The organism is Streptomyces sp. NPDC002643, from assembly GCF_053592555.1.
In genome coordinates, this window is sequence record NZ_JBSFVY010000003.1 from 346,346 (window position 1) to 367,251 (window position 20,906).

Sequence of the window (20,906 nt, forward strand, 5' to 3'; positions counted from 1 at the left end):
GTCGTCACGAGACCTTCCGGAGCAGTACACCGTGGCGGGCGCCGGGCACACTGGAGGCCAGCAGATACAGCCCGTCGATCTCGCTCTCTCCCGAGGCGAGGAGATCGACGAGGTTGATCAGGGGGTCGGCGGCGAAGCAGTGGCCGAGCCGCTCGACATCACCGAGGCGCAACTGCGCCGCCGTGAAGCCCGCCTGACGTTCCTTCATGGTGACCAGCGGCCGTACGAGGTTGGCCGGCAGCAGCGCGGTGACCTTCTCCCGGGGAATCCCGGTGACACGTTCCAGCTCCTCGTTGACCGCGACCGCCAGCCGGGAGTCGATCTCGTCGCGCACGCCCAGCACGGACGCGTTCTGCGCCGACGCCGAGGCGATCATCGCGAAGCCGTCCGGCCCTCGCTCGGCCGCGCCCACCAGACAACTCGCCGCGCCATCGCTGAACAGCGCGAACTTCTCCAGCCGCACCGCCTCGTCGACGATCCGGTCCGCCGTGACGACCAGGACCAGCCGATGACTGCCGGACGCCACCAGGGAGCGCGCCAGGTGGAGGGCGGCGAGCAGATTGTTGCAGCGGTTGAGCGTCATCCCGCAGGTGAACGCCACCCCGGTCAGCCCCAGCCCGTCCAGCACGGCCCCGAGGAACCCCGCGTGGTCGTCGACGGAGGGTGGGAACGCACTCGTGCAGACGACCAGCCCGTCCACCGACTCCCTCGCCACACCCGAGGCGTCGAGTGTGGCGTTCCCACTGGCGACCGCCAGCTCGACCGGGGTGCGCTCGGTGCGGAAGTAGCTGCCCCAGCCCCAGGTCCGGGGAGCCACGGGGATGGCGTACCGCGCCGCGCGCGCTTCCAGGTTCTCGACGGCCGTGTACGGTTCCTCGATCTCACCCAGGACGTACCGGGGCGAGCCGAGGAAGACCGGGGAAGTGTTCATCCGTCCTGGCCCCCGGGCTCGGGAGCGAGGCGTACGACCGCCCGGGCCTCGCTGAGGACCCTGGTGCCGTCGCTGGTGACGACCAGGTCGACCCGGACGCGGGTGTCGCCGAGCCGTTCGGCGACCCGGCCCCGGACCTCGACCGTGGCGCCCCGGGCGTCGTCCGGGACGAGCACCGGCCGGCTGAAGCGGGTGCGGTACTCGACGATCGCGCCCGGGTCGCGCACCCAGTCGGTGACCGTGCGGGCGGCCACGGCCATGGTGAGCATGCCGTGGGCGATCACCTCGGGCAGCCCGGCCTCGTGCGCCACCCGGGGGTTCCAGTGGACGGGGTTGAAGTCCTCGGAGGCCCCCGCGTACCGCACGAGATCGTGCCGGGTCAACGTGACCGCGCGGACGGGCAGTTCGGTGCCGACCGTCACTTCCCCGGCCGTGGACATCACTTCCTCGGCCTTGGACGTCACTTCCTCAGCCCTGGATGTCATCGCCCCGCACCGCCTTCCACCGCGCTCAGCGAGACGAAGGTCATGGAGGTGGTGACGACGTGTTCGCCGCCGGTGTCGGCGAGGTCGGCCCGCAGGGTCAGTACGTCCTTGCCGCGCAGCGTCTTCGCCCCGGTGATCTCCAGAGTGGTCACCAGCCGGTCGCCGACCCGGACCGGACGGGCGTACGCGAAGCGCTGGTCGCCGTGGATGAGATAGGTGGGGTCGAAGCCGATGTCCCCATAGTCGAAGACCTCTTCCATCGCCCGCATGACCACGACGAACGGGAACGTCGGCGGGGCGAGCGGGGCGGGATGGCCGAGGGACCGCGCCGCCTCGGGGTCCGTGTACACGGGGGCGGGGTCGCCCACGGCCTCGGCGAAGCGGCGGATCGTCTCCGGCTCCACGGGGTAGGGCCGCGAGGGCGGATACATCTTGCCGACGCAACTCGGGTTCAGCGCCATGTCGCTCCATCAAGTGCGGGTCGGAAAGGGGGCGTTGGACGATGGACGGGGCAGGCTCAGTCGTCCCAGTGGTCCAGGACCCTGCGGCGGACGTCGGCCGGGTAGGCCTGGGCGAACGAGCTGTGGTGGAGGCGGCCCTCGCCCCAGGCAGGCAGCAGACCGTCGTGGACGACGCTCGGGCCGCGCATCGCCTTGCGTTCGTCGTCCGAGTAGCAGGCCATGAACGGCAGGACGACTCCGTCCCACGCCGTCCGCCGGTCCTTGGGGTGCAGCCGGGTGGCCAGCGCCCACAGCAGATCGGCCTCGTCGGACGGGTCGATGTCGTCGTCCAGCACGAAGGTGACCGGCATCATCGCGCTGGGCCCGCCGCTGTTGTGGATGACCTCGCCGATCCGCCGTACGAACTCCCCGGAGTCCGTGCCGGGCAGCGCCGACCGCCAGTCGTCCGGCACGGTCACCACCGTCCAGTGCATGGCCGCCGGGAACGGCATCCACACGGTGGTCACCGGCAACCCGGCCCTCCGCAGGGCGTGCAGGACGTTCGCGGCGCGACCGGTGCCGGTCACCGTGTGGTACTCGTCCGCCGGCCGGCCCTCGGGGACGATCGGCCAGATCGGGTCGTTCCGGTGGGTGATCGCCTCCACGCTGTACACCGGCTGCATCGACGACTGCGTGGACGCGTACCCGGCGTACTCGCCGAAGGGGCCCTCCGCGCTGTCCCGGCCCACCGACATATGGCCCTCGATCACCACCTCGGCGGTGGCGGGCACTTCGAGGTCGACGGTCTCGCACCGGACGACATCGACCGGCTCCCCGTGCAGCGCCCCGATGTAGCCGACCTCGTCCACTCCGCGCGGCAGCGGGATGCCCCCCACGAAGGGGATCGCCGGGGCGCCGCCCTGCACCAGCGCGTACGGCATCGGCTCGCCCCGCTCGGCCCACGCCTGCCAGACCAGACCGAGGTGCTGCGGAGGCACCACCAGGCCGGTCATGCGCTTGCCGTCGAGCATCATGATCCGGGAGATCGACCAGTTGGTCCATGAACCGTCGGGCATCCTGGCGACGATGACACCCCAGGTGTTGAGGTAACTCCCGCCGTCCTTCTCATGGATACGCGGCACGGCGAACCGGTCCAGCGTGGCGTCGTCGCCGAGCAGCACGTTCTCCTTGCAGGGCGCGCTCTCGCGCGGCACCGTGCGCGGCGGTACGGGCGCCAGGTCACGGGTGCGTACGAGGTGCTCCACCAGCTCGGCCGCGCTCGTCTCCGGTGGCAGCCCCACCGACAGCGCCAGCCGGGCCAGCCGTAGGCCGGGCCGGGAGCCGACGCCCGCCGGAGCGCCGAACATCCGCATGCCGATCCGGTCCTCGGCGATGTTCGTGAACAGCGGGGCGGGGGAGCGGATCTCGTACGAGCGGCGGGTGATGGCGGCCGCCTCCAGATCCGCGCTGACGGGGCGGCCTACGGTCTTCAGATCGCCGAGCGCGTCGAGCGCGGCGAGGTAGTCACGCAGGTCGGTGAAGTGGCTCATGAGGGTGCCCCTCCCGGGCGTTCACGGTGACGGAGCGGGGGTCGAGGCCGACGGACACCGGTGCCTGGGCGGGTGCCGGGGCCGAAGCCGATGCCGGGGCCGTCGCGTCCGGCAGGCCCTGCCAGCGCCGCGCCCGGCCCGACGCGATCCCGAACTGGTCCAGGACCCGGGCGACGATGTGATCGACCATGTCCTCGACGGTGGACGGCCGGTTGTAGAAGGTCAGCATCGGCGGCAGCACCACCGCGCCCATCCGGGACAGGGCCAGCAGATTGTCGAGATGGATGTCGCCGAGCGGGGTCTCCCGGGGCACCAGCACCAGCTTGCGGCGCTCCTTGAGCGTCACGTCCGCCGCCCGTGCGATCAGCCCGTCGGCGTACCCGGTCCTGACCGCGGCCAGCGTCTTCATGCTGCACGGCATCACGATCATGCCGTCCACGGGGAAGGACCCGGACGAGATCGCGGCGCCCTGGTCGTCGGGGGAGTGGGTGACGTCCGCGAGGGCGCTCAGCGCGCGCCCCGTGAGCCCGGTCTCGACCTTCAGCGTCGAGCGCGCCCACCGGCTGACGACCAGATGGGTCTCCACCTCGTCGTGGAGCCGTAGTTCCTGGAGCAACCGCACACCCAGTACGGCGCCGGTGGCACCGGTGATGGCCACGACCAGTCGCATCGACGGCCCCCTCACTTCAGGCAGGCGCGGAAGCGGCACACCGACGCCCCCTCGCGCATGCACTCGACGACCTCGTCCGTCGCTCTCACGCCGATGCCCTCGAACCAGCCCGCCCGCAACTCCACGCACGGGCACCGGTAGCCGTCCAGGGAGCGGCTGGCCTTGAGCATCTTGAGGGCGAAGTGCTCGCTGACGACGGTCTCCCAGGTGCCGTCCTCGTCGAACTCGGTGGACTCCAGCTTCACCATCGACCGGGTGAACATCAGCCGGGCCAGCGCCTCCAGCGTGGCCGCCACGTCCTTAGGGGCGCCCTCCGGGTCCGTGGGGTGCTGCCGGGAGTAGAGGGTGGCGATGCGTCGGGCCACGAACTGCATGACCTCGGCGTTGAGTTCGTTGGCGGCGTCCTGTCCGAAGCGGGTCTTCACCGCCTGGTACCAGCGGGCGTCGTGCAGCCACCAGGCCTGCCGCAGCAGGGCGATCTCCTTGGAGAGCGGGAAGTCCCGCGCGGTCTCCGTCATACCGACGACCCCCTGACGGGTGCCGTGCCGGCGGTGACGAGGAGCGCCTCGGCCCGGTCCGGGCGGTCCTCCCGGGTGGCCAGCTCGACCAGGACGAGGAGCACATCCCCGGCGCTGCCGTCCTCGATCAACAACTCGGCCAGGTCCATCCCTTCGGCCGGCGGGTCACCGGCCGGGCTGACGCAGATCACGGGGCCGCCGAGACCCCAGCGGGCTGACACCACACCGAGGACGGCGCTGGGCACGGACTGGTAGAAGAGCAGCGGCGACGCCTTGGACCCGGTGTCGACCGAGCCGGTGACGGCGGCCTCGGTGGCCATGTCACCGAGCCGCGACACCAGCACCATCGCGGTGTCCTCGGCCCGCTCCGCCGCGAGAGGCGGTTCACCGAAGCGCTCGCTCAGACAGGCGTCGGCGATATGGGCGATGATCGGGGCGAACGGCGAGGCGGTGAACCCGGGGAGGTTCGGCGGCTGTTCCCCGCTGTCGGCGGACCAGCTCGCCCGCGCCACAACGGTCAGGTGGGAGGCTGTCGTCGTCATGCCGCGCTCACCACCAGCGCCGTGTTGGCGCCGCCGAACGCGGCGTTGAGGCTGAGGACATGGCGGGTCTCCCGTTCCCTGGGGGAATCGAGGACGAGGTCGAGCCGGCAGTCGGGATCGGGGCCGAGATAGCCGGAGTTGACCGGCAGCCGCCCCGACTCCAGGGCGAGCAGACAGATCACGAACTCGACCAGACCCGCGGCCTGCAGGGCGTGCCCGTGCATCGACTTGGTGGAGCTGACGGGGACGGACTCCGCGTGCTCCCCGAACGCCCGGTGCAGCGCGGCGGTCTCGGCGGCGTCGTTGTACGGCGTTCCGGTGCCATGGGCGTTGACGTAGTCGAGGTCCCCGGGGCCGAGCCCCGCCCGGTCCAGTGCCCGGGTGATCGCTCGGGCCATACCGACACCCTGCGGATGCGGCTGGCAGACATGGTGGGCGTCACCCGCCATGCCCCACCCGGTGAGACGGGCCAGCGGCCGTATTCCGGGCCGGCTGTCGACGGCCTCCAGCACCACCGCCCCGGCGCCGTCGCCCAGCAGCAGCCCCTTGCGTCCGCTGCTGAACGGCCTCAGCCGTCCGTCGGGTGCCAGGGCCTTGCCGGCGTTGAAGGTGGTGAAGGACTCCGCGTCGACGAGATGCCCGGCGGCGACCACCACCCGGTCCTCGCGGCCCGAGGAGATCAGCGCCGCCGCCTCCGCGATCGCCGTACTCGCCGCGACACAGGCGTTGATATAGGTACGTCCGGCGCCGCGCAGGCCCAGCTCGTGCGAGAGCCGCCGGGCGGTGTCGCTGATGGGCCGGGACTCCTGCTCGCGCCTCGGCAGCCGGGACACCTCGGGGTCGGCGTGCCGGGCCACGATCAGCGGGGCGTCGGCCCGTTCGCCCTGCGAGAGCCCGGCCTGTTTGCACGCCTCCTCGGTCAGCGCCGTCAACTCGGTGTCGAGGTCGAGTCCGGCGTCGGCCTGGGCGGCCACCCCGACCCGGTATCTGCCGGTGTCGAACCGGGTCACCGGAACGAACGCGGGTTCACCGGAGTAGATCCCCTCGCGCAGTACGTCGACGCCCTGCCCGTACCCGGTGGTCACCGCCATCCCGGTGACGGCGACCGTCCTGCCGGAACGGCCGGGCCCTGACTGCCTGTTCACCTGAAGCCTCCCGGAATTTCCGTCGCGGCCGGCTGAATCGTTCGAAGAGAAACCCGCGGCTGGAATCGGCCGGGTCCCGCGCCGGCGGTATTCGTCGAGTTCTTGGTGGAATTCCGGCCGACGAAATTCCGCCGCCTGCATTCCGTTCGGCCGACTGCTCGGTCTGCTCGGTCTGTTCGGTCCATGCGGTCCGTTCGGCCCATTCGATCCGTTCGATCGGTTCGGTTCGTTCGGGGAATCGCCGATGCTCGTGTGGCCGGGAACACGTTTCAGTGCCCCATTCCCATGCCGCCGTCCACCGGGACCACCGCGCCGGTGATGTAGGACGCCTCGGGGGAGACCAGGAACCGGACGGCCGCCGCCACTTCCTCGGGGGTCGCCATCCGGCCGAGGGGGATCTGACCGACGATCCGCTCCCGCTGGGCGTCGCTGAGCGCGGTGCTCATCGCGGTGTCGGTGAGCCCGGGCGCCACCACATTGACGGTCACCCCGCGCGGGGCGAACTCCCGGGCCAGCGACCGCGCCATACCGATCAGCCCCGCCTTCGAGGCCCCGTAGTTGACCTGGCCGGCGACCCCGCTGAGCGCGGCTGTCGACGAGATGATCACGACCCGTCCGCCCGGGGCGCGCATCAAGTGCCTGGCGGCGCGCTTGACCACCCGGTACGTCCCGGTGAGGTTGGTGTCGACGACCGAGGTGAAGTCCTGCTCCTTCATACGGATCAGCAGGGTGTCCCTGGTGATGCCGGCGTTCGCCACCAGCACCTCCACCGGGCCCTGCTCCGCCTCGACCTTGGCGAACGCCTCGTCCACGGCCGTCGCGTCCAGGACGTCGCAGGGCACGGCCAACAGTCCGCTCGGCGGCTCTCCCGAGCGATGGGTCACGGCCACCCGGTCGCCGTCCGCGACGAGGCGCCGGGCCACGGCCAGGCCAATTCCGCGATTCCCGCCGGTTACCAGGACAGATCGGCTCATGCGTGAAATCTCCAGCCCGCTGGTCGTGAAAAGCGTCGAGAGCACCGCCCCATGCGCGCACACCGGGAAACCGGGTGCCGGACGCATCCGCGATTCCACAGCGGGCGGGCAGACAAATCTCATCGCAGGAGCCGCGTGATTTCCACGGATCACGGTGTGCCTCGCACGTGCCTCGAAAACGGACGGGGGAACGGGGCACACCCGAGGCACATTGACTTTCCACCGGGGAGCCGGTCCACAGCGAACGGGGAACCCCCCGAAAAAACGGCGAACGGCCGCCCGGCACCGTTGTTCCGGTGCCGGGCGGCCGAGTGCTCCGCCGCGCGGGCCCGGGCCAGGGCCGTACCGGCCCGGACGGGACGCCGTCAGTCGGACGACAGCAGGTGCCGCACCTCCGGCAGATGGGAGTACGCGCGCAGGGCGAGCCGCACCCGCTCGGAGGCCGCCGCCCGGACCCCGCCGAGCAGGGTGGTGGCCTCCGCCACGGACTCCGCGCCACCGGCCGCGTCGCCGAGCGCGACCTGGGTCTCGGCGGCCCGCAGCAGATACAGCGACCGCACACACGGCGGCAGCTTCAGTTCCGGCACCTGCTCGGTCAGCACCGGCTCGAAGCACTTGAGCGCGCGGTCCGGCTGCCCCATCTCCAGCAGGGACACCCCATCCATCAGATGGAGCCAGCTCTCCGAGCGGATCGGCAGGATCAGCATGCGGTCCGCCCGGGGATCGGTGCTCAGCGCCAACCGCCCTTCGAGCAGCGCCCGTTTGCGGCCGAGATCGTCCCCGCGCTGGGCATGGACCCGTGCGGTCTGCGCGTGGATGAGCGCGGTCAGCGCCGGATCTCTCACCTGGACCCGCTCACGGCCGAGCAACGCCCGGGCCGCCGTGAGGAGTTCGGTGGCCTCCTCGTGCAGATGCAGATCCAGGTACTGCGCCGCGTGCAGGGTGACGATCGCCGCCGATGTCTCCGCGTCACCGGCGGCGGTCGCGCACCGCAGCGCCGCCACGTAGTACCGCTGGGCGCTGACGTGCTCGCCCTGCAGCCGGGCGATGAAACCGCACAGGGACAGCCCCTCCGCCGCCAGCGTCAGCAGCCCCCGGCCGTGGCGCAGCACCTCCGGGGCGGCGGCGAAGTGGTCGGCCAGATGCCGCAGCTCCTGCTCACTGGCCGGCACCAGCCACCCGGCCGTGAACCGGCCCGCGAACATGTGCAGCGTCCGCAGCCGGGTGCACGCCTGCAGTACGGAACCCGGCTCGACGCCCCCGCCCGGCTCCCAGGGCTCCGCCGAGGCACCGGGCGCGAGACCCTCCGGGGCCCTCGCCAACTCCTCGGTCATCGCCTCCAGCCAGCTCTCCGCCAGCGACTTGGCCGCCCAACCCGTCGCCAGCAGATACCCCTGCTGCGTCTGCTGCCGTGCCGCGACGGCATCGAGGATGGCCTCCGGCACGGCCGAGGACGTCCACGGTAACTCCAGCTGACGCGCGTCCCCGTGGGCGAGACGCAGCCAGTCCGGCCAGACGAGCCTTGCCACCTCCTCCTCCGGTACGGCGTGGATGTGCGCGATCGCGAGCTGCGCGGTCCGCTCCGGCACCGCGCGGCCGGCTTCCCAGCGGGACACCTTCTCCCTGCGCGCCGCCATGTGCCCGAAGCCGAGTTCGGCATGGGTCGCGGCGATCAGACGCGCGTACTCGCTGTGCGTGTAGCCGGCCCTGGTCCGCAGCGCGGCCAGAGGGTGTCGGTGGCGGGGGGTGGACGAGGCCATGCCTTTTTCTTCTCTGAACATCAGAATGCTGTGCTCCTCGATGACACGTTTCGCGTGAGGCGGTGAGGGGTATCCGCCAGACCCGGACTGAAGTCCCGGGCCGGTCGGACCGTCAAAGGGCGGTGTCCGAGTCGTGCACCTTGCGGCTCAGGGGCAGTGGACGGCGGGGTGCGCGGGTCGTCAGGCGTGAGGTGAGCGAGGCGTAATCACGCGGATACCAGAACGTCATGACAGTGTCCGGGTCGACTGGCTTGACCGGGAAGAGCGATTTCGGCTGTGTCACTCGGACATGCCCTTCATGACAGACGAAGCGGGCCCTCCCGATCAACCCCCCGAAGTCGACAATATGCAAGCCTGAAGACTCGGTCGGGGAAGCACGGTCTCGACCGTACACATGCCTGTACCTGGACCCTACTAACTGGTAGCCTCCGGGCCGTCAGCACCCGGCCCCCGCTGCGGCGCTCCCCTCCGCAGTCGACGCCGACTAAGGAGCAACAGTCTTGCGCGAGTTCAGCGTTCCGGCCTTGTACGAGGTTCCCGCCGACGGCAATCTGGTGGACATCATCCTCCGTAACGCCGACAAGTACCCCGACCGGGCCGTGCTCGCTCGCAAGGTCGACGGGCAGTGGCGGGACGTCACCGCCAAGGCGTTCCTCGCCGAAGTCCGCGGTGTGGCCAAGGGGTTGATCGCCTCCGGTGTGCAGCCGGGCGATCGCGTCGCCCTGATGTCCCGCACCCGCTACGAGTGGACCCTGCTCGACTTCGCGATCTGGACCGCCGGCGCGGTCTCCGTCCCGGTGTACGAGACGTCCTCCGCCGAACAGGTCGAGTGGATCGTCAGCGACTCCGGCGCCGTCGCGTGCGTCGTGGAGAGCGCCGCCCACCAGGCGGTCGTGGAGGAGGTCCGCGAACGCCTGCCGCTGCTGAAGAACCTCTGGCAGATCGACGCGGGCGGCATCGACGAACTCGTCGCCCTCGGCCGGGATGTGACGGACGCCCAGGTGACCGAGCACTCCTCGGCCGCAGGCCCCGACTCGATCGCCACGATCAACTACACCTCCGGCACCACCGGCCGCCCCAAGGGCTGTGTGCTCACCCACCGCAACTTCCTCGCGGAGTGCGGCAACATCATCGCCCGCAACACCCCCCTGTTCCGCGAGGACTCCTCCATCCTCCTCTTCCTGCCGCTCGCGCACGTCCTGGCCCGGGTGGTCGAGGTCGGCGCGATGGTGGCGCCGATCAAGCTGGGCCACGTCAGCGACGTCAAGAACGTCACCGAGGAACTGGGCAGGTTCCGCCCCACCTTCCTCCTCGGTGTGCCCAGGGTCTTCGAGAAGGTATACAACTCCGCCCGCGCCCAGGCCCGCGCCGGCGGCAAGGAGAAGATCTTCGAGCTGGCCGCCGACACGGCCATCGCCTACAGCCGCGCCCTGGAGACCCCGTCCGGCCCCGGCTTCATGCTGAAGCTCAAGCACACGGTCCTCGACAAGCTGGTCCTCAGCAAGCTGCGCGCGGTCCTGGGCGGCCGTACGACCCACGCCATCTCCGGCGGCGCCGCGCTCGGCGAGCGCCTCGGCCACTTCTACCGCGGCCTCGGCCTCACCGTCCTGGAGGGCTACGGCCTCGCCGAGTCCTGCGCGGCGACCACCCTCAACCCCTGGGACCGCCAGAAGATCGGCACGGTCGGTCTGCCCATGCCGTGCAGTTCGGTACGGATCGCCGACGACGGGGAGATCCTGCTGCGCGGCGAGCACATCTTCCAGGGCTACTGGAACAACGAGGCGGCTACCTCGACGGCCCTGGTCGACGGCTGGTTCCACACCGGCGACATCGGGACCCTCGACAACGAGGGCTACCTCCGTATCACCGGCCGCAAGAAGGAGATCATCGTCACCGCCGGCGGCAAGAACGTCGCCCCGGCCGTGATCGAGGACCGTATCCGCGCCCACGCCCTGGTCGCCGAGTGCATGGTGGTCGGCGAGGCCAAGCCGTTCGTCGGCGCACTGGTCACCCTGGACGGGGAGTTCCTGCCCCGCTGGGCCGCGCAGCACGGCAAGCCGGAGGACACCCCGGTCGGCAAGCTCCGCGAGGACCCCGAGCTGCTCGCCGAGATCCAGCGGGCCATCGACGACGGCAACGCGGCGGTCTCGAAGGCCGAGTCGGTTCGCAAGTTCCGCATCCTCGACGTCCAGTTCACCGAGGCGTCCGGCCATCTGACGCCCTCCCTGAAGCTCAAGCGCAATGTGGTCCTGAAGGACTTCGCCAAGGAGATCGAGGCGATCTACCAGTCCTGACCCGATGTCCGCTTCCTGAGCGGACACCCGAAGGCCGCCCACTCACCCCTCCGAGTGGGCGGCCTTCGCCATGTGCCCCTTGCCTGCGCCCGGCTACTCGCCCGAGGGCGCCGGCAGGGCCGTGCCCGTGGCGACCGGTGTACCGAAGTTCGGTGTCCCGTCGGCGTTCCAGGTGAACTTCTGTGCCCGGGTGGACCGGTTCATGTCGCAGCCGCCGCTCGCGGAGCTGTTGGCGTGGTAGACCATCCAGTCCTCGGTGCCGTCGGGTGACTTGAAAAAGCCGTTGTGGCCGGGCCCGTAGACCCCGTTCGCGTCGGACCGCTGGAACACCGGGCTCGGTGACTTGGTCCAGGACGAGGAGTTGAGCGGGTCACCGCCGTTGTAGGTGAGCATGCCGAGCTTGTAGTCGGGTGTGGAGCAGTGGCTGGCGGAGTAGATGATGAAGGTCTTTCCGTTCCGTTGCAGGACCTCGGCCCCCTCGTTGACCGCACCGCCCACCGTCTCCCAGCTGTAGGTCGGGGTGGACAGAACGCGCCGGGTGCCACTGGCCGTCCAAGGGTTCGACAGCGGCCGGATGAACATGGGCTGCGACCCGTTGTAGAAGGTCCCCAACAGATAGAGCTGCCCGTTGAGTTGGAGGATTCCCGGGTCCAGCTCCCAGGTGTTGTCCTGGGTCGGATCGAGCAGATCGGCCTTGAAGGTGTAGGGCCCCATCGGGTCGAGCCCGGCGCTCTCCAGCACATGGATGCGCTGGGTGCCCAGGTCGAACGGCTCCCGCCCGGCCGTGTAGTAGAAGTACCACCGCTTCCCGTTGGGCCCGTCGAGGAGATGGAACTCGGGCGCCCACATCGTGCCCGCCCCGTTGGGCCGGGTCAGTTGGAAGACGACCTGTTCGGGGGCAGAGGAGAGCCCGGCGAGCGTGGTCGCCCTGCGCATGGTGATCGTCGAGTTCCAGGTGGTGGTGGCGAGGTAGTAGTACCCGTCGTAGTACGTCATCCACGGGTCGGGTCCGCGTGCGACCAGGGGATTGGTGAACGTCTTCGTACCGGCCCCGTCCCCGGTGAAGCCGGGCAGCCGCCACACCCGGCCGTTCGCGGAGGCGCACGGCAGCTGCACCACAGCGGTGTCGGAGGCCGACGAACCACCGTTCGGCGTCACACACTTCCCCGACCCGACGGACACCAGGTTGAACGTCCTGTCCGTCCCGGACACCGACACCGGTACCAGCCGCCACTGCTGATTGGTGCCGTTGTGGCAGGGCCACTGGATGATCGCGGCGTTGTCGGCCGTCGAGGCACCGTACACATCGACGCACTGACCGGACCGCGTGGTGATCGTGTAGGTGTCGGTGGTCCCCGAGACCGGGGTGAAACCGAGGTTCTGGTTGGCGCCGGAGGAGCAGGTGAAGGCGCGGAGCTGGGTGCCGTTGCCGGTGGAACCGCCAGGCAGGTCGAGGCAGTTGCCGCCGTTCTGGTTCACGCCCGTGGAGGTGAACGACACGGCGGCGGACGCGGGCGGCGCCGTGGGGAAGACGACCGCGAGGGCGAGCAGGGTGAGGAGCGTGGAGAGACGTCTGAACCGCGTCAGGGGCATCGTCATGGTCATGGGCCATACGCCTTCACTTCGAGGAGACCGACGGAGTTGGTGCCGTTGCTGGTGAGCAGCACCCGTAGTCGTGTGGTGCTGGTGGCGGTGAAGGTGACGCTGTTGTACTGGTTCGCGGCCAAGCCGTACGCGCTCGCGCCCGGCACGTCGACGTACGAACTGCCGTTCCAGTACTGGAGTTTCCAGGCGGACGGCATGTCGATGCCCTGGTCGTCGTCGAAGAAGTACACCTCCGCCTTGTTCAGGGTGCGCGCCGACGGCCAGGTCAGCTCGGCCCACTGCTGACCGGACTCGGGCCAGGTGCCCCAGCGCGGATTCACGGTGTCGTTCGACGAGGGCGGATCGATCCCGTCGTTCAGGGCGGTGACCGCTTCCCACGGGGAGGTGTACGAAGCGCTCGCCGTCGCGGAACCCGCCTGGTTGGCCGGCGGCTGAGGCGGCTGGACACCGCCCCGGTTGAACACCTTCACCTCGGTGAGTCCGGTCCTGGCGCCGGAGGCGTGGGTGGCCAGCACCCGGATGCGCTGGGCGTCGAGAGACGGGAAGCGTACGAGGTTGTAGTTGGCGCGCGGGACGGACGGGCTCTTGGTCTGGTCGGGGGCGTTCACCCACGAACTGCCGTTCCAGTACTGGACGGTGTACGAGGACGGCGCCCGGTAGGTCGTACTGGCCGGTCTGCTGTCCTTGAAGTACAGGCGGACCTCGTTGAGCGTCCGGGTGGCGCCGAAGTCGATCTCGTACCAGTCCTGGCTGCCGGCGGAGCCGCCGGCGCCCCAGAAGGGTTCGTTGGTGGGCAGACCGTCGACCGCGCCGGAGACCGAGGAGCCCGACCCGGTGTGGGAGGCGGAAACGGTCGCGCCGGAGGCGAGATTGGTGAGGTCGGCGGTGAGATCGACGCCCGCCTTGGCGAGCATGTCGACCATGCGGGGGCTGTCCTGGACAACCTGGTTGGGGGCCTTGAGACCGGGGGCGGCGGTGTGATGGGTGACCGTGCCGTTCGTCGTCACCTCACCGGTGGCCGGGTCCCAGGTGAAGGGGACGAGCGTGCCGACGGTGGCGACGCGGCTGCCGTTGACGAAGATCGAGTAGCCCTCCGGGACACCCGGGTAGCGGACCACTCCGTCGGCCGGGTCGTCCCAGACGATCGACAGATCGCCGTTGCGGTAGCGGAGGTTGTTGACGGTGAAGTGGCTCCAGCCGATGTCGATCGGCGACAGCTCGACCTTGGCGTCACCGCGCGGCCGGAGCCCGGCCACGTCCTCGATGACCGTCCAGTTGCTGCTGCCGAGGATGTTGTGATGTATCCAGGACCGGTAGTCGATCGAGGAGCCGTTCCAGTCCGCCCAGAACTCGTTCGCGTCCGGCCACTGGGTGTTGCCGCCGACGTACTGCGCCCAGGTGTTCCAGTACAGCAGCTTCTTGTAGTCGGTCGCGCTCATCCAGGAGTTGGGGTAGTTGCGCAGCACCGACGAGTACAGCCTGAACTGCACGGTCGAGTTGATCGTGGAGAAGTTGTTGGAGCCCGGTTCGCCTGCCTCGGCCGCCGCCTGCTTGTCGATCTGGTTGGCCGTGTAGAACGGGAAGATCGGGTACTGCGCCGGGTCGTCGTACAGGCGCAGGGCCTGCCGGTAGGTCGCGGTGTCGGGGACGGCGCCGACCGAGAACGGGTAGTAGTTGTTGATCTCCTTCCACGGCACCCATTCGTTCGTCGACTTCAGCCGGTGCTCGAAGAGCTGCCGGTTCGGGTTCCACAGCACATTCACGATCGCGTCCTTGATCTGGTTCGCGAGCGTGCGCATCTCCGTGGCCTTGGCCGTGTTGCCGATCGCCTCGTACGCCTGCGCGGCGGCCATGGCACCGCTGTACTGGTAGGCGGACTCGGCGCGGTCCATGTTCCCCGGCTTCCAGTGGAAGGACACCGCGTCGGCGTCATTGCCGGTCAGGGCACCCCAGTCGTACTCGATGAGCTTGTTGTCGTCGTGGTCGTAGTACGCGAGCTGCCCCTTGACGTCACCCTCGGCGTACCGGGCCAGGTTGCCCGCGATGGCCGGCTGGCCGCCGTGGATCTGGTAGCTCTTCCAGGCGGCCTCGGCGATGTACTGGGTGTAGCTGTTCGACCAGTTCTCCGGGTCGCCCGGGTTGTCGAGGAAGCGTCCGCCCTTGGAGATCTGCCCGACGCTCAGCCAGTCCCCGTAGGCGTAGATCGGGTTCCGCAGATACTTCAGGTCGTCGATGTGCATCGGCTGGGTCAGCGCGATCGCGTTGTTGTAGCCGAGCACGCCTTCGGTGGAGGTCGGGAACTGGAAGGTCTGCCCGGGGATGTCGGCGTCGAGGTGGTTGAAGCGCATCAGCCACCAGCGGTAGTAGATGTTCTTCTTGATCGCCGGCTCGGGCACGTCGACATAGGGCACGTTCTGCGCCCACCACAGGTTGTAGGCGCGGACGTGGGTCGCGAAGGCGGTCGCGGGGGAGTGACCGGCGTACGCGTTGTACTCGCTCAGCGATTCCGGGATCTCGTCGGTGACGAAGCCCATCACCACCTTGACGGTGACCGTGGCCCCGGCCGCGACCGTCACCGAGCGGCCCAGACCACCGCTCGACACCGTGAACCCGTCGCCGGTCAGCCGGGGCTTGAGGGTGGTGAGGTTGTTGTACGCGTTGACCTGGCCGGTCAGCTCGCTGCCGCTGCCGGATGTGGCGTACGGCGAGGTCGCGCGCAGTTGAAGCGTGGTGGAGGCGGAGCCGTTGTTCCTGATGGCCAGGTTGGTCACGGCCACGTTGTTCTCGGTGATGAACTTGGTCTGGTCGACGGTGACGGAACCGCTGGTGTGGACGCTCTTCCAGTGGCTCGGGGTCTGCCGCCGCTGGCCGACCTGTTCGGTGAAGGTGCCCGGGGTGATCGCCACCGAGTAGGCGTTGCTGTTGTTGATGCCCTCCCAGTAGGCGACGTTGCCGCCGAAGCCGAGCACCGCCGGGTTGTGGGTCTTCATGAACAGGGCCCGGCCCCGGGACATCAGCCAGGGCCCGGCCGGATCGTCGCCGGTACGGGCCAGCAGCCGGTCCATCCAGAAGTCGGTGCCCGAACTCTCCGCGTCGTAGATGGCCTTCATCATGTCGCCCTGGGTGTGGGCGACGGGCGGGGCGGGGATCGCGGGGCCGCCGAAGGTGGGGAAGCCGATGGTCTGGTCGGCGTGGGCGGGAGGTGCGGCGAACACGGAGCAGACGAGAAGCGCCAGAGCGATCAGGAGGGGGTGCGCGGCGGGCCTTGTTCGTCTTCGCATCGGTTGCTCCCCTTTGCTGAAACGACCTAAAAGGTTTTCGCAACGTAGGAGCGGGCTGATGGAGTGTCAAGGGAGGCCGCTGGGGCACGAGTTCGCCGACCGCGCGGTTCAGGACAGACGGGGATCGCGGCGGCGCGTGCCTCGGCCCGGGATCGACGTGGTCAGGACAGCGGCGCCGTCGACCCCCGGATGACCACCCGGCAGGGCAGCGTCTCCACCCCCGTACGCCGGCCGCCCCCGATCGCCGTGAACAACGCGTGCGCCGCCGCCCGGCCGACCTGCTCCAGGTTCATGTCCACGCTGGTCAGCGGCGGCCGTGAACCGGCGGTCAGCACCTGCCAGTTGTCGAACCCCATGACCGCCACGTCCTCCGGCACCCGAAGCCCCCGCTCGCGCAGCACCTCCATCACCCCCCGGGCGATCTGATCGCTGCCGCACAACACGGCGTCGACATCGGGGTGCTGGTCCAGCAGCAGCGCGGTGGCCGCCCGCCCCCACCCCTCCGACCAGGCCCCGAAGCGCGGTTCGCCGACCAGCGCGAGCCCGGCGTCGGAGAGCGCCGCCCGCGCGCCCTCGGCCCGGTCATGGGCGGCGGCATACCCGGGATCGCCGGTGATGTGCGCGATCCGCGTACGGCCGCAGGCGAGCAGATGGTCCACGGCGATCCGCCCGGCGTCCACGCTGTCCGGCACGATGGACAGATCCTCCGGGTCGTCCGACGGCGCGTACGCGTACACCACCGGAACCGGCAGCTCACGGCCCAGCGACGGCCGGGCATCGGTGCGGCTGCCGACCACGATCAGCCCGTCCACCCGCCGTCCGAGCAGTGCCCGCACATGATGCTGCTCCCGGATCGCGTCCCCGCGCGCGTCGCACAGGAACACCGCGACCTCGCCCGCCCCGAAGGCGTCCTCGGCGCCCATCAGTATCGGGATGCTGAATCTGCCCTCCAGATCGCTGGTGAGCAGCCCGACCGTGCCGGTCCGCCCGGCGAGCAGCCCCCGGGCCAGCTGGTTCGGCCGGAACGCCAGCCGCTCGGCCGCCTCGATCACCCGCTGCCGGGTCTCCGCCCGCACCTGGCTGCGCCCGTTGAGCGCCTTGGACGCGGTGGCGACGGAGACCCCGGCCAGCCGGGCCACATCGCTGAGCGTGGCGGGATGCGGACGGGCGGGGCCGGCGGCCTGGGTCATGGGCGTTCTCCTGTCTCGCGGCGCGTGCCGGGGCCGTCGAGCGTGGCACGTCGCACGTGAAACCGTACGCGAGTTGTTTCGGCCGATGTGCGTCCCGCCGGTTTTCACAGGTTTCGGGAAGCCTGTAAATCCGGTTCGTGCGAGGGGGATTGACGGGCCATGAGGCTGGTCCTAGCTTTCAGAAAGCCTTTTCGGTTTGTTTCCGGGTTCGTTTCCGTCGAGGGGATCGGCATGGGGATCGGCAGGGAGATGGGCATGGGCTTCGGCATGGGGAGCACGATCGGACCACATGGACGTCTGCGCCGTATCGCCGCCGGTGCCGTCGCACTGCTCGCCGCCGGAAGCCTGGTCACGGCCTGCGGATCGGGCGACGGGGGCTCCGGTAGCGGGGGAGCCGGGGCTGGTGGTGTGAACGGCGTCGACGACGGCACCACGCTCACGATGTGGACGCGCGCCGCGACCCGCCCGCAGAGCGAGGCCCTGGTCGAGGCGTACAACGCGAGCCACAAGAACAAGGTCGAGCTGACCGTCGTCCCCACCGACGACTACCAGGCCAAGGTCGGCGCCGCCGCCGGCTCCCGGGACCTCCCCGACCTGTTCGCCTCCGATGTCGTCTTCGTGCCCAACTACACCTCCAGCGGCCTCTTCGCCGACCTCACCGAACGCGTCGACGCCCTGCCCTACGCCGACAAGCTCGCCCAGTCGCACATCAAGGCGGGCACCTACGAGGGCAAGAAGTACGTCGTACCGCACACCCTCGACCTCTCGGTGCTCTTCTACAACAAGGACCTCTACCGCAAGGCGAAGCTCGACCCCGAGAAGCCGCCCACCACGCTGGCCGAGTGGGACGAACAGGCGCGGGCCGTGGACGGACTGGGCGGCGGTGTCAACGGCACCTTCTTCGGCGGCAACTGCGGCGGCTGCGGCGTCTTCACCTGGTGGCCGTCGATCTGGGCGGCCGGGGAGGAGGTGCTGAACGAGGACGGCACGGAAGCCGACCTCGACTCCGCCACCGCGCGGAAGGTGTACGACACCTACCGGGGCTGGGTCGACGACGACATCGCGGCCCCCGGCGCCCGCGACGAGACCGGCACCACCTGGACCGGTGTCTTCCCCAAGGGCGAGGTCGGTGTGATGCCCATGCCGTCCACCACGCTCGGCCTGATGCCGAAGGACCTCGACCTCGGTGTTGCGCCCATCCCCGGCCCCGATGGCGGCAAGTCCACCTTCGTCGGCGGTGACGCCATCGGCATCGCCGCCACCAGCGAGGCCGCCGACCAGGCCTGGAACTTCCTCTCCTGGACCCTCGGCGACAAGGCCCAGGTCGATGTCGTCGCCGCCCACAAGGACGTGGTGGCCCGCACCGACCTCGCCGCCAACAAGCACTCCGCCGCCGACCCCCGCCTGGTCACCGTCAACGAACTCGTCGCCCACGGCCGCACCCCGTACGCCCTCAAGTTCGGCGAGACCTTCAACGACCCCAACGGGCCCTGGCTGACGCTGATGCGCGACGCGGTCTTCGGCGACGGCACGTCCCTGGAGAAGGACAACGAGGCGGTCACGGCCTCGCTGGCGGACTGAGTTCGCCGGCGGAACGTGTTCGCCGAGGCAACGTGTTCGCCCACGGAATGCGTTCGTTGACGGACCGAGGAGGGAGAGCCATGCAGGTCAAGGCACCCGACCGAGTGACGACCGAGCACCGCGCCCCACCGGAGCACCCGACCCCACGACGCCGCAGGGCCACGCCCCTGTGGCACTCCCGCACCCTCCAAGGCCTCGGCTACGCCGCCCCCACCGCCGCCTTCGTCGCCGTCTTCTTCGTCGCGCCCCTGCTGCTCGTCGGCCAGATGTCCCTCAGCGACTGGCCCCTGCTCGCCGGAGACCGGGGCACCAACGCCCCCGAGAACTACACCGACATCGCCGACAACACCCTCTTCTGGCCCGCCGTCCGCTTCACCCTCCTCTACACGGTGATCGTCACCGTGATCCTGCTCGGCCTCGCGCTCCTGCTGGCGTTGCTCGTGCAGGAGTCCCGCCCGGGCGCGGGCTTCTTCCGCACGGTCTACTTCCTGCCCGGCGCCCTGGGCCTGGCCTCCGCCTCCCTGCTCTTCTGGGGCCTCTACAGCCCCACCACAGGCCCGCTCAGCGACATCCCCCGGAAACTGGGCCTCTCCGACGACCCCGTCTCCTTCCTCGGCACCCCCACCTCCGCCCTGCTGTCGACGGTGTTCCTGGTGGTGTGGAAGTTCGCCGGGTTCTACATGCTGATCCTGCTGGTCGGCCTGCAACGCATCCCGCACGAGGTCTACGAGGCGGCCCGGATGGACGGCGCGAGCCGCGCCCAGATCTTCCGCTCCATCACCCTGCCCCTGCTACGACCCTCCCTCGCCCTGTCCCTCCTCCTCTGCGTCACCGGATCGCTGCTCGCCTTCGACCAGTTCTTCGTCCTCACCAAGGGCGGCCCCGACAACAGCACGGTCACCGTCGTCCAGTTGATCTACCGGGAGGCGTTCCAGCGCCTGAACCTGGGCACCGCCGCCGCCCTCTCGATCATCGTGCTGGCCGCGCTGCTGCTGCTCAACGCCCTCCAGTTCCGCGGTCTGCGCCACGCCGACGAGTCATGACCCCCGCGTCCAGGAGAAGGGAGCCCCCGGTGCTCAGCCGAGCCCGAGCCCGAGCCGGAGCCCGAGCCGGAATCCTCGGCCGTACGCCGTACTACGTCGTCGCCGGAGGACTGGCCGTCATCTTCCTCTTCCCCCTGCTGTGGAACACCTGGGCCTCGATCAGCCCCCAGCCCGGCACCGCACAGGACTCCGGCCACGGCCTCGGCAACTACCGGACGCTCCTCGACTATGACGCCGGCCTGTGGCGGTACCTCCTCAACAGCACGCTCGTCTCGGCGTTCACCGTCACCCTCACCCTCGGCGTCTCCCTGCTCGGCGGCTACGCCTTCGCCCGCTTCCACTTCCCCGGCAAGAACGCCCTGTTCCTGCTGACCCTGGCCATCCTCATGGTCCCCTACGCCACCCTCCTCATCCCCCTCTACGTCCTCCTCGGCCGGCTCCACCTGCAGAACTCGCTGATCGGGCTGAGCCTGGTCCTCGCCATGTTCCAACTGCCGTTCGCCACCTTCATGATGCGGATCTCCTTCGAGGCGGTACCACGCGAACTGGAGGAGTCGGCACTGGTCGACGGCTGCGGCACGGCGGGCGCCCTGCGCCGCGTCCTGCTCCCCGCCGTACGGCCGGGACTGATCACCGTGGGCCTCTTCGCCTTCCTCGCCGCCTGGAACGACTTCATCGCCCCGCTGATCCTCATCTCCGACAGCGAGAAGGCACCCCTGCCGCTCGCCGTCGCCAATCTGCGGCAACAGAGCATGGGCGCCGTCGACTACGGCGCCACCGAGGCGGGCGTCGTGGTCCTCGCCGTCCCCTGCCTGCTGATCTTCCTGCTCCTGCAACGGCACTACGTACGCGGCTTCATGTCGGGCGCGCTGAAGGGCTGACACGTCCGCCACGGAG

Annotated in this window: 17 protein-coding genes; 4 read left to right on the forward strand and 13 right to left on the reverse strand. The window is 69.9% G+C overall.

Annotated elements, in window-relative coordinates:
* Window positions 1-4: 4 nt before the first annotated feature.
* The 10 genes from ACWD4G_RS06270 to ACWD4G_RS06315 form a co-directional block, all read right to left on the reverse strand.
* Window positions 5-931 (reverse strand): 3-oxoacyl-ACP synthase, encoded by a 927-nt coding sequence (locus ACWD4G_RS06270; RefSeq protein ID WP_451291025.1) that lies wholly within the window; start codon window positions 929-931, stop codon window positions 5-7.
* Entirely contained in the window at window positions 928-1,371 is a 444-nt protein-coding gene (locus ACWD4G_RS06275) for a MaoC/PaaZ C-terminal domain-containing protein (protein ID WP_451291154.1), read from the reverse strand. Before ACWD4G_RS06275 ends, ACWD4G_RS06270 begins: the two co-directional genes overlap by 4 nt.
* 41 nt (window positions 1,372-1,412) lie before the next feature.
* Complete coding sequence (locus ACWD4G_RS06280) at window positions 1,413-1,877, reverse strand: FAS1-like dehydratase domain-containing protein (RefSeq protein WP_451291026.1); 465 nt, start codon at window positions 1,875-1,877, stop codon at window positions 1,413-1,415.
* Window positions 1,878-1,933: 56 nt separating this feature from the next.
* Entirely contained in the window at window positions 1,934-3,406 is a 1,473-nt protein-coding gene (locus ACWD4G_RS06285; RefSeq protein WP_451291027.1) for a UbiD family decarboxylase, read from the reverse strand.
* Window positions 3,381-4,076 (reverse strand): UbiX family flavin prenyltransferase, encoded by a 696-nt coding sequence (locus ACWD4G_RS06290; RefSeq protein WP_451291028.1) that lies wholly within the window; start codon window positions 4,074-4,076, stop codon window positions 3,381-3,383. The genes ACWD4G_RS06285 and ACWD4G_RS06290 overlap by 26 nt, the downstream gene beginning before the upstream one ends.
* A gap of 11 nt (window positions 4,077-4,087) precedes the next feature.
* A complete protein-coding gene (locus ACWD4G_RS06295; protein WP_451291029.1) occupies window positions 4,088-4,594 on the reverse strand; it encodes a hypothetical protein in 507 nt (168 codons plus the stop codon).
* A complete protein-coding gene (locus ACWD4G_RS06300) occupies window positions 4,591-5,136 on the reverse strand; it encodes a beta-ketoacyl synthase chain length factor (RefSeq protein WP_451291030.1) in 546 nt (181 codons plus the stop codon). Before ACWD4G_RS06300 ends, ACWD4G_RS06295 begins: the two co-directional genes overlap by 4 nt.
* Window positions 5,133-6,281 (reverse strand): beta-ketoacyl-[acyl-carrier-protein] synthase family protein, encoded by a 1,149-nt coding sequence (locus ACWD4G_RS06305; RefSeq protein ID WP_451291031.1) that lies wholly within the window; start codon window positions 6,279-6,281, stop codon window positions 5,133-5,135. The genes ACWD4G_RS06300 and ACWD4G_RS06305 overlap by 4 nt, the downstream gene beginning before the upstream one ends.
* 269 nt (window positions 6,282-6,550) lie before the next feature.
* The gene (fabG, locus tag ACWD4G_RS06310) at window positions 6,551-7,255 is read right to left on the reverse strand and encodes a 3-oxoacyl-ACP reductase FabG (protein ID WP_451291032.1); all 705 of its coding nucleotides are present in this window, start codon (window positions 7,253-7,255) and stop codon (window positions 6,551-6,553) included.
* Window positions 7,256-7,620: 365 nt separating this feature from the next.
* Window positions 7,621-9,015 (reverse strand): transcriptional regulator, encoded by a 1,395-nt coding sequence (locus ACWD4G_RS06315; protein ID WP_451291033.1) that lies wholly within the window; start codon window positions 9,013-9,015, stop codon window positions 7,621-7,623.
* Window positions 9,016-9,515: 500 nt separating this feature from the next.
* Between ACWD4G_RS06315 and ACWD4G_RS06320 the strand changes: the two genes are divergently transcribed.
* Entirely contained in the window at window positions 9,516-11,309 is a 1,794-nt protein-coding gene (locus tag ACWD4G_RS06320) for an AMP-dependent synthetase/ligase (RefSeq protein ID WP_451291034.1), read from the forward strand.
* A 93-nt stretch (window positions 11,310-11,402) separates the two neighbouring features.
* On the opposite strand, the gene ACWD4G_RS06325 is transcribed toward ACWD4G_RS06320, so the two are convergent.
* The 3 genes from ACWD4G_RS06325 to ACWD4G_RS06335 all read right to left on the reverse strand — a co-directional run bounded on the left by ACWD4G_RS06325 (window position 11,403) and on the right by ACWD4G_RS06335 (window position 17,385).
* Window positions 11,403-12,896 (reverse strand): family 43 glycosylhydrolase, encoded by a 1,494-nt coding sequence (locus tag ACWD4G_RS06325; protein ID WP_451291155.1) that lies wholly within the window; start codon window positions 12,894-12,896, stop codon window positions 11,403-11,405.
* Window positions 12,897-12,910: 14 nt separating this feature from the next.
* Window positions 12,911-16,195: a discoidin domain-containing protein gene (locus ACWD4G_RS06330; RefSeq protein WP_451291035.1), complete on the reverse strand. Its 3,285-nt coding sequence runs from the start codon at window positions 16,193-16,195 to the stop codon at window positions 12,911-12,913.
* A 161-nt stretch (window positions 16,196-16,356) separates the two neighbouring features.
* Complete coding sequence (locus ACWD4G_RS06335; protein WP_451291036.1) at window positions 16,357-17,385, reverse strand: LacI family DNA-binding transcriptional regulator; 1,029 nt, start codon at window positions 17,383-17,385, stop codon at window positions 16,357-16,359.
* Window positions 17,386-17,652: 267 nt separating this feature from the next.
* Between ACWD4G_RS06335 and ACWD4G_RS06340 the strand changes: the two genes are divergently transcribed.
* From ACWD4G_RS06340 to ACWD4G_RS06350, 3 genes are all read left to right on the forward strand, one after another.
* The gene (locus ACWD4G_RS06340) at window positions 17,653-18,966 is read left to right on the forward strand and encodes an ABC transporter substrate-binding protein (protein ID WP_451291156.1); all 1,314 of its coding nucleotides are present in this window, start codon (window positions 17,653-17,655) and stop codon (window positions 18,964-18,966) included.
* 80 nt (window positions 18,967-19,046) lie between these two features.
* Complete coding sequence (locus tag ACWD4G_RS06345) at window positions 19,047-20,009, forward strand: carbohydrate ABC transporter permease (protein ID WP_451291037.1); 963 nt, start codon at window positions 19,047-19,049, stop codon at window positions 20,007-20,009.
* Between the two features lie 29 nt (window positions 20,010-20,038).
* Window positions 20,039-20,890, forward strand: a complete 852-nt coding sequence (locus ACWD4G_RS06350) for a carbohydrate ABC transporter permease (protein WP_451291038.1) — start codon at window positions 20,039-20,041, stop codon at window positions 20,888-20,890.
* Window positions 20,891-20,906 lie beyond the last annotated feature (16 nt).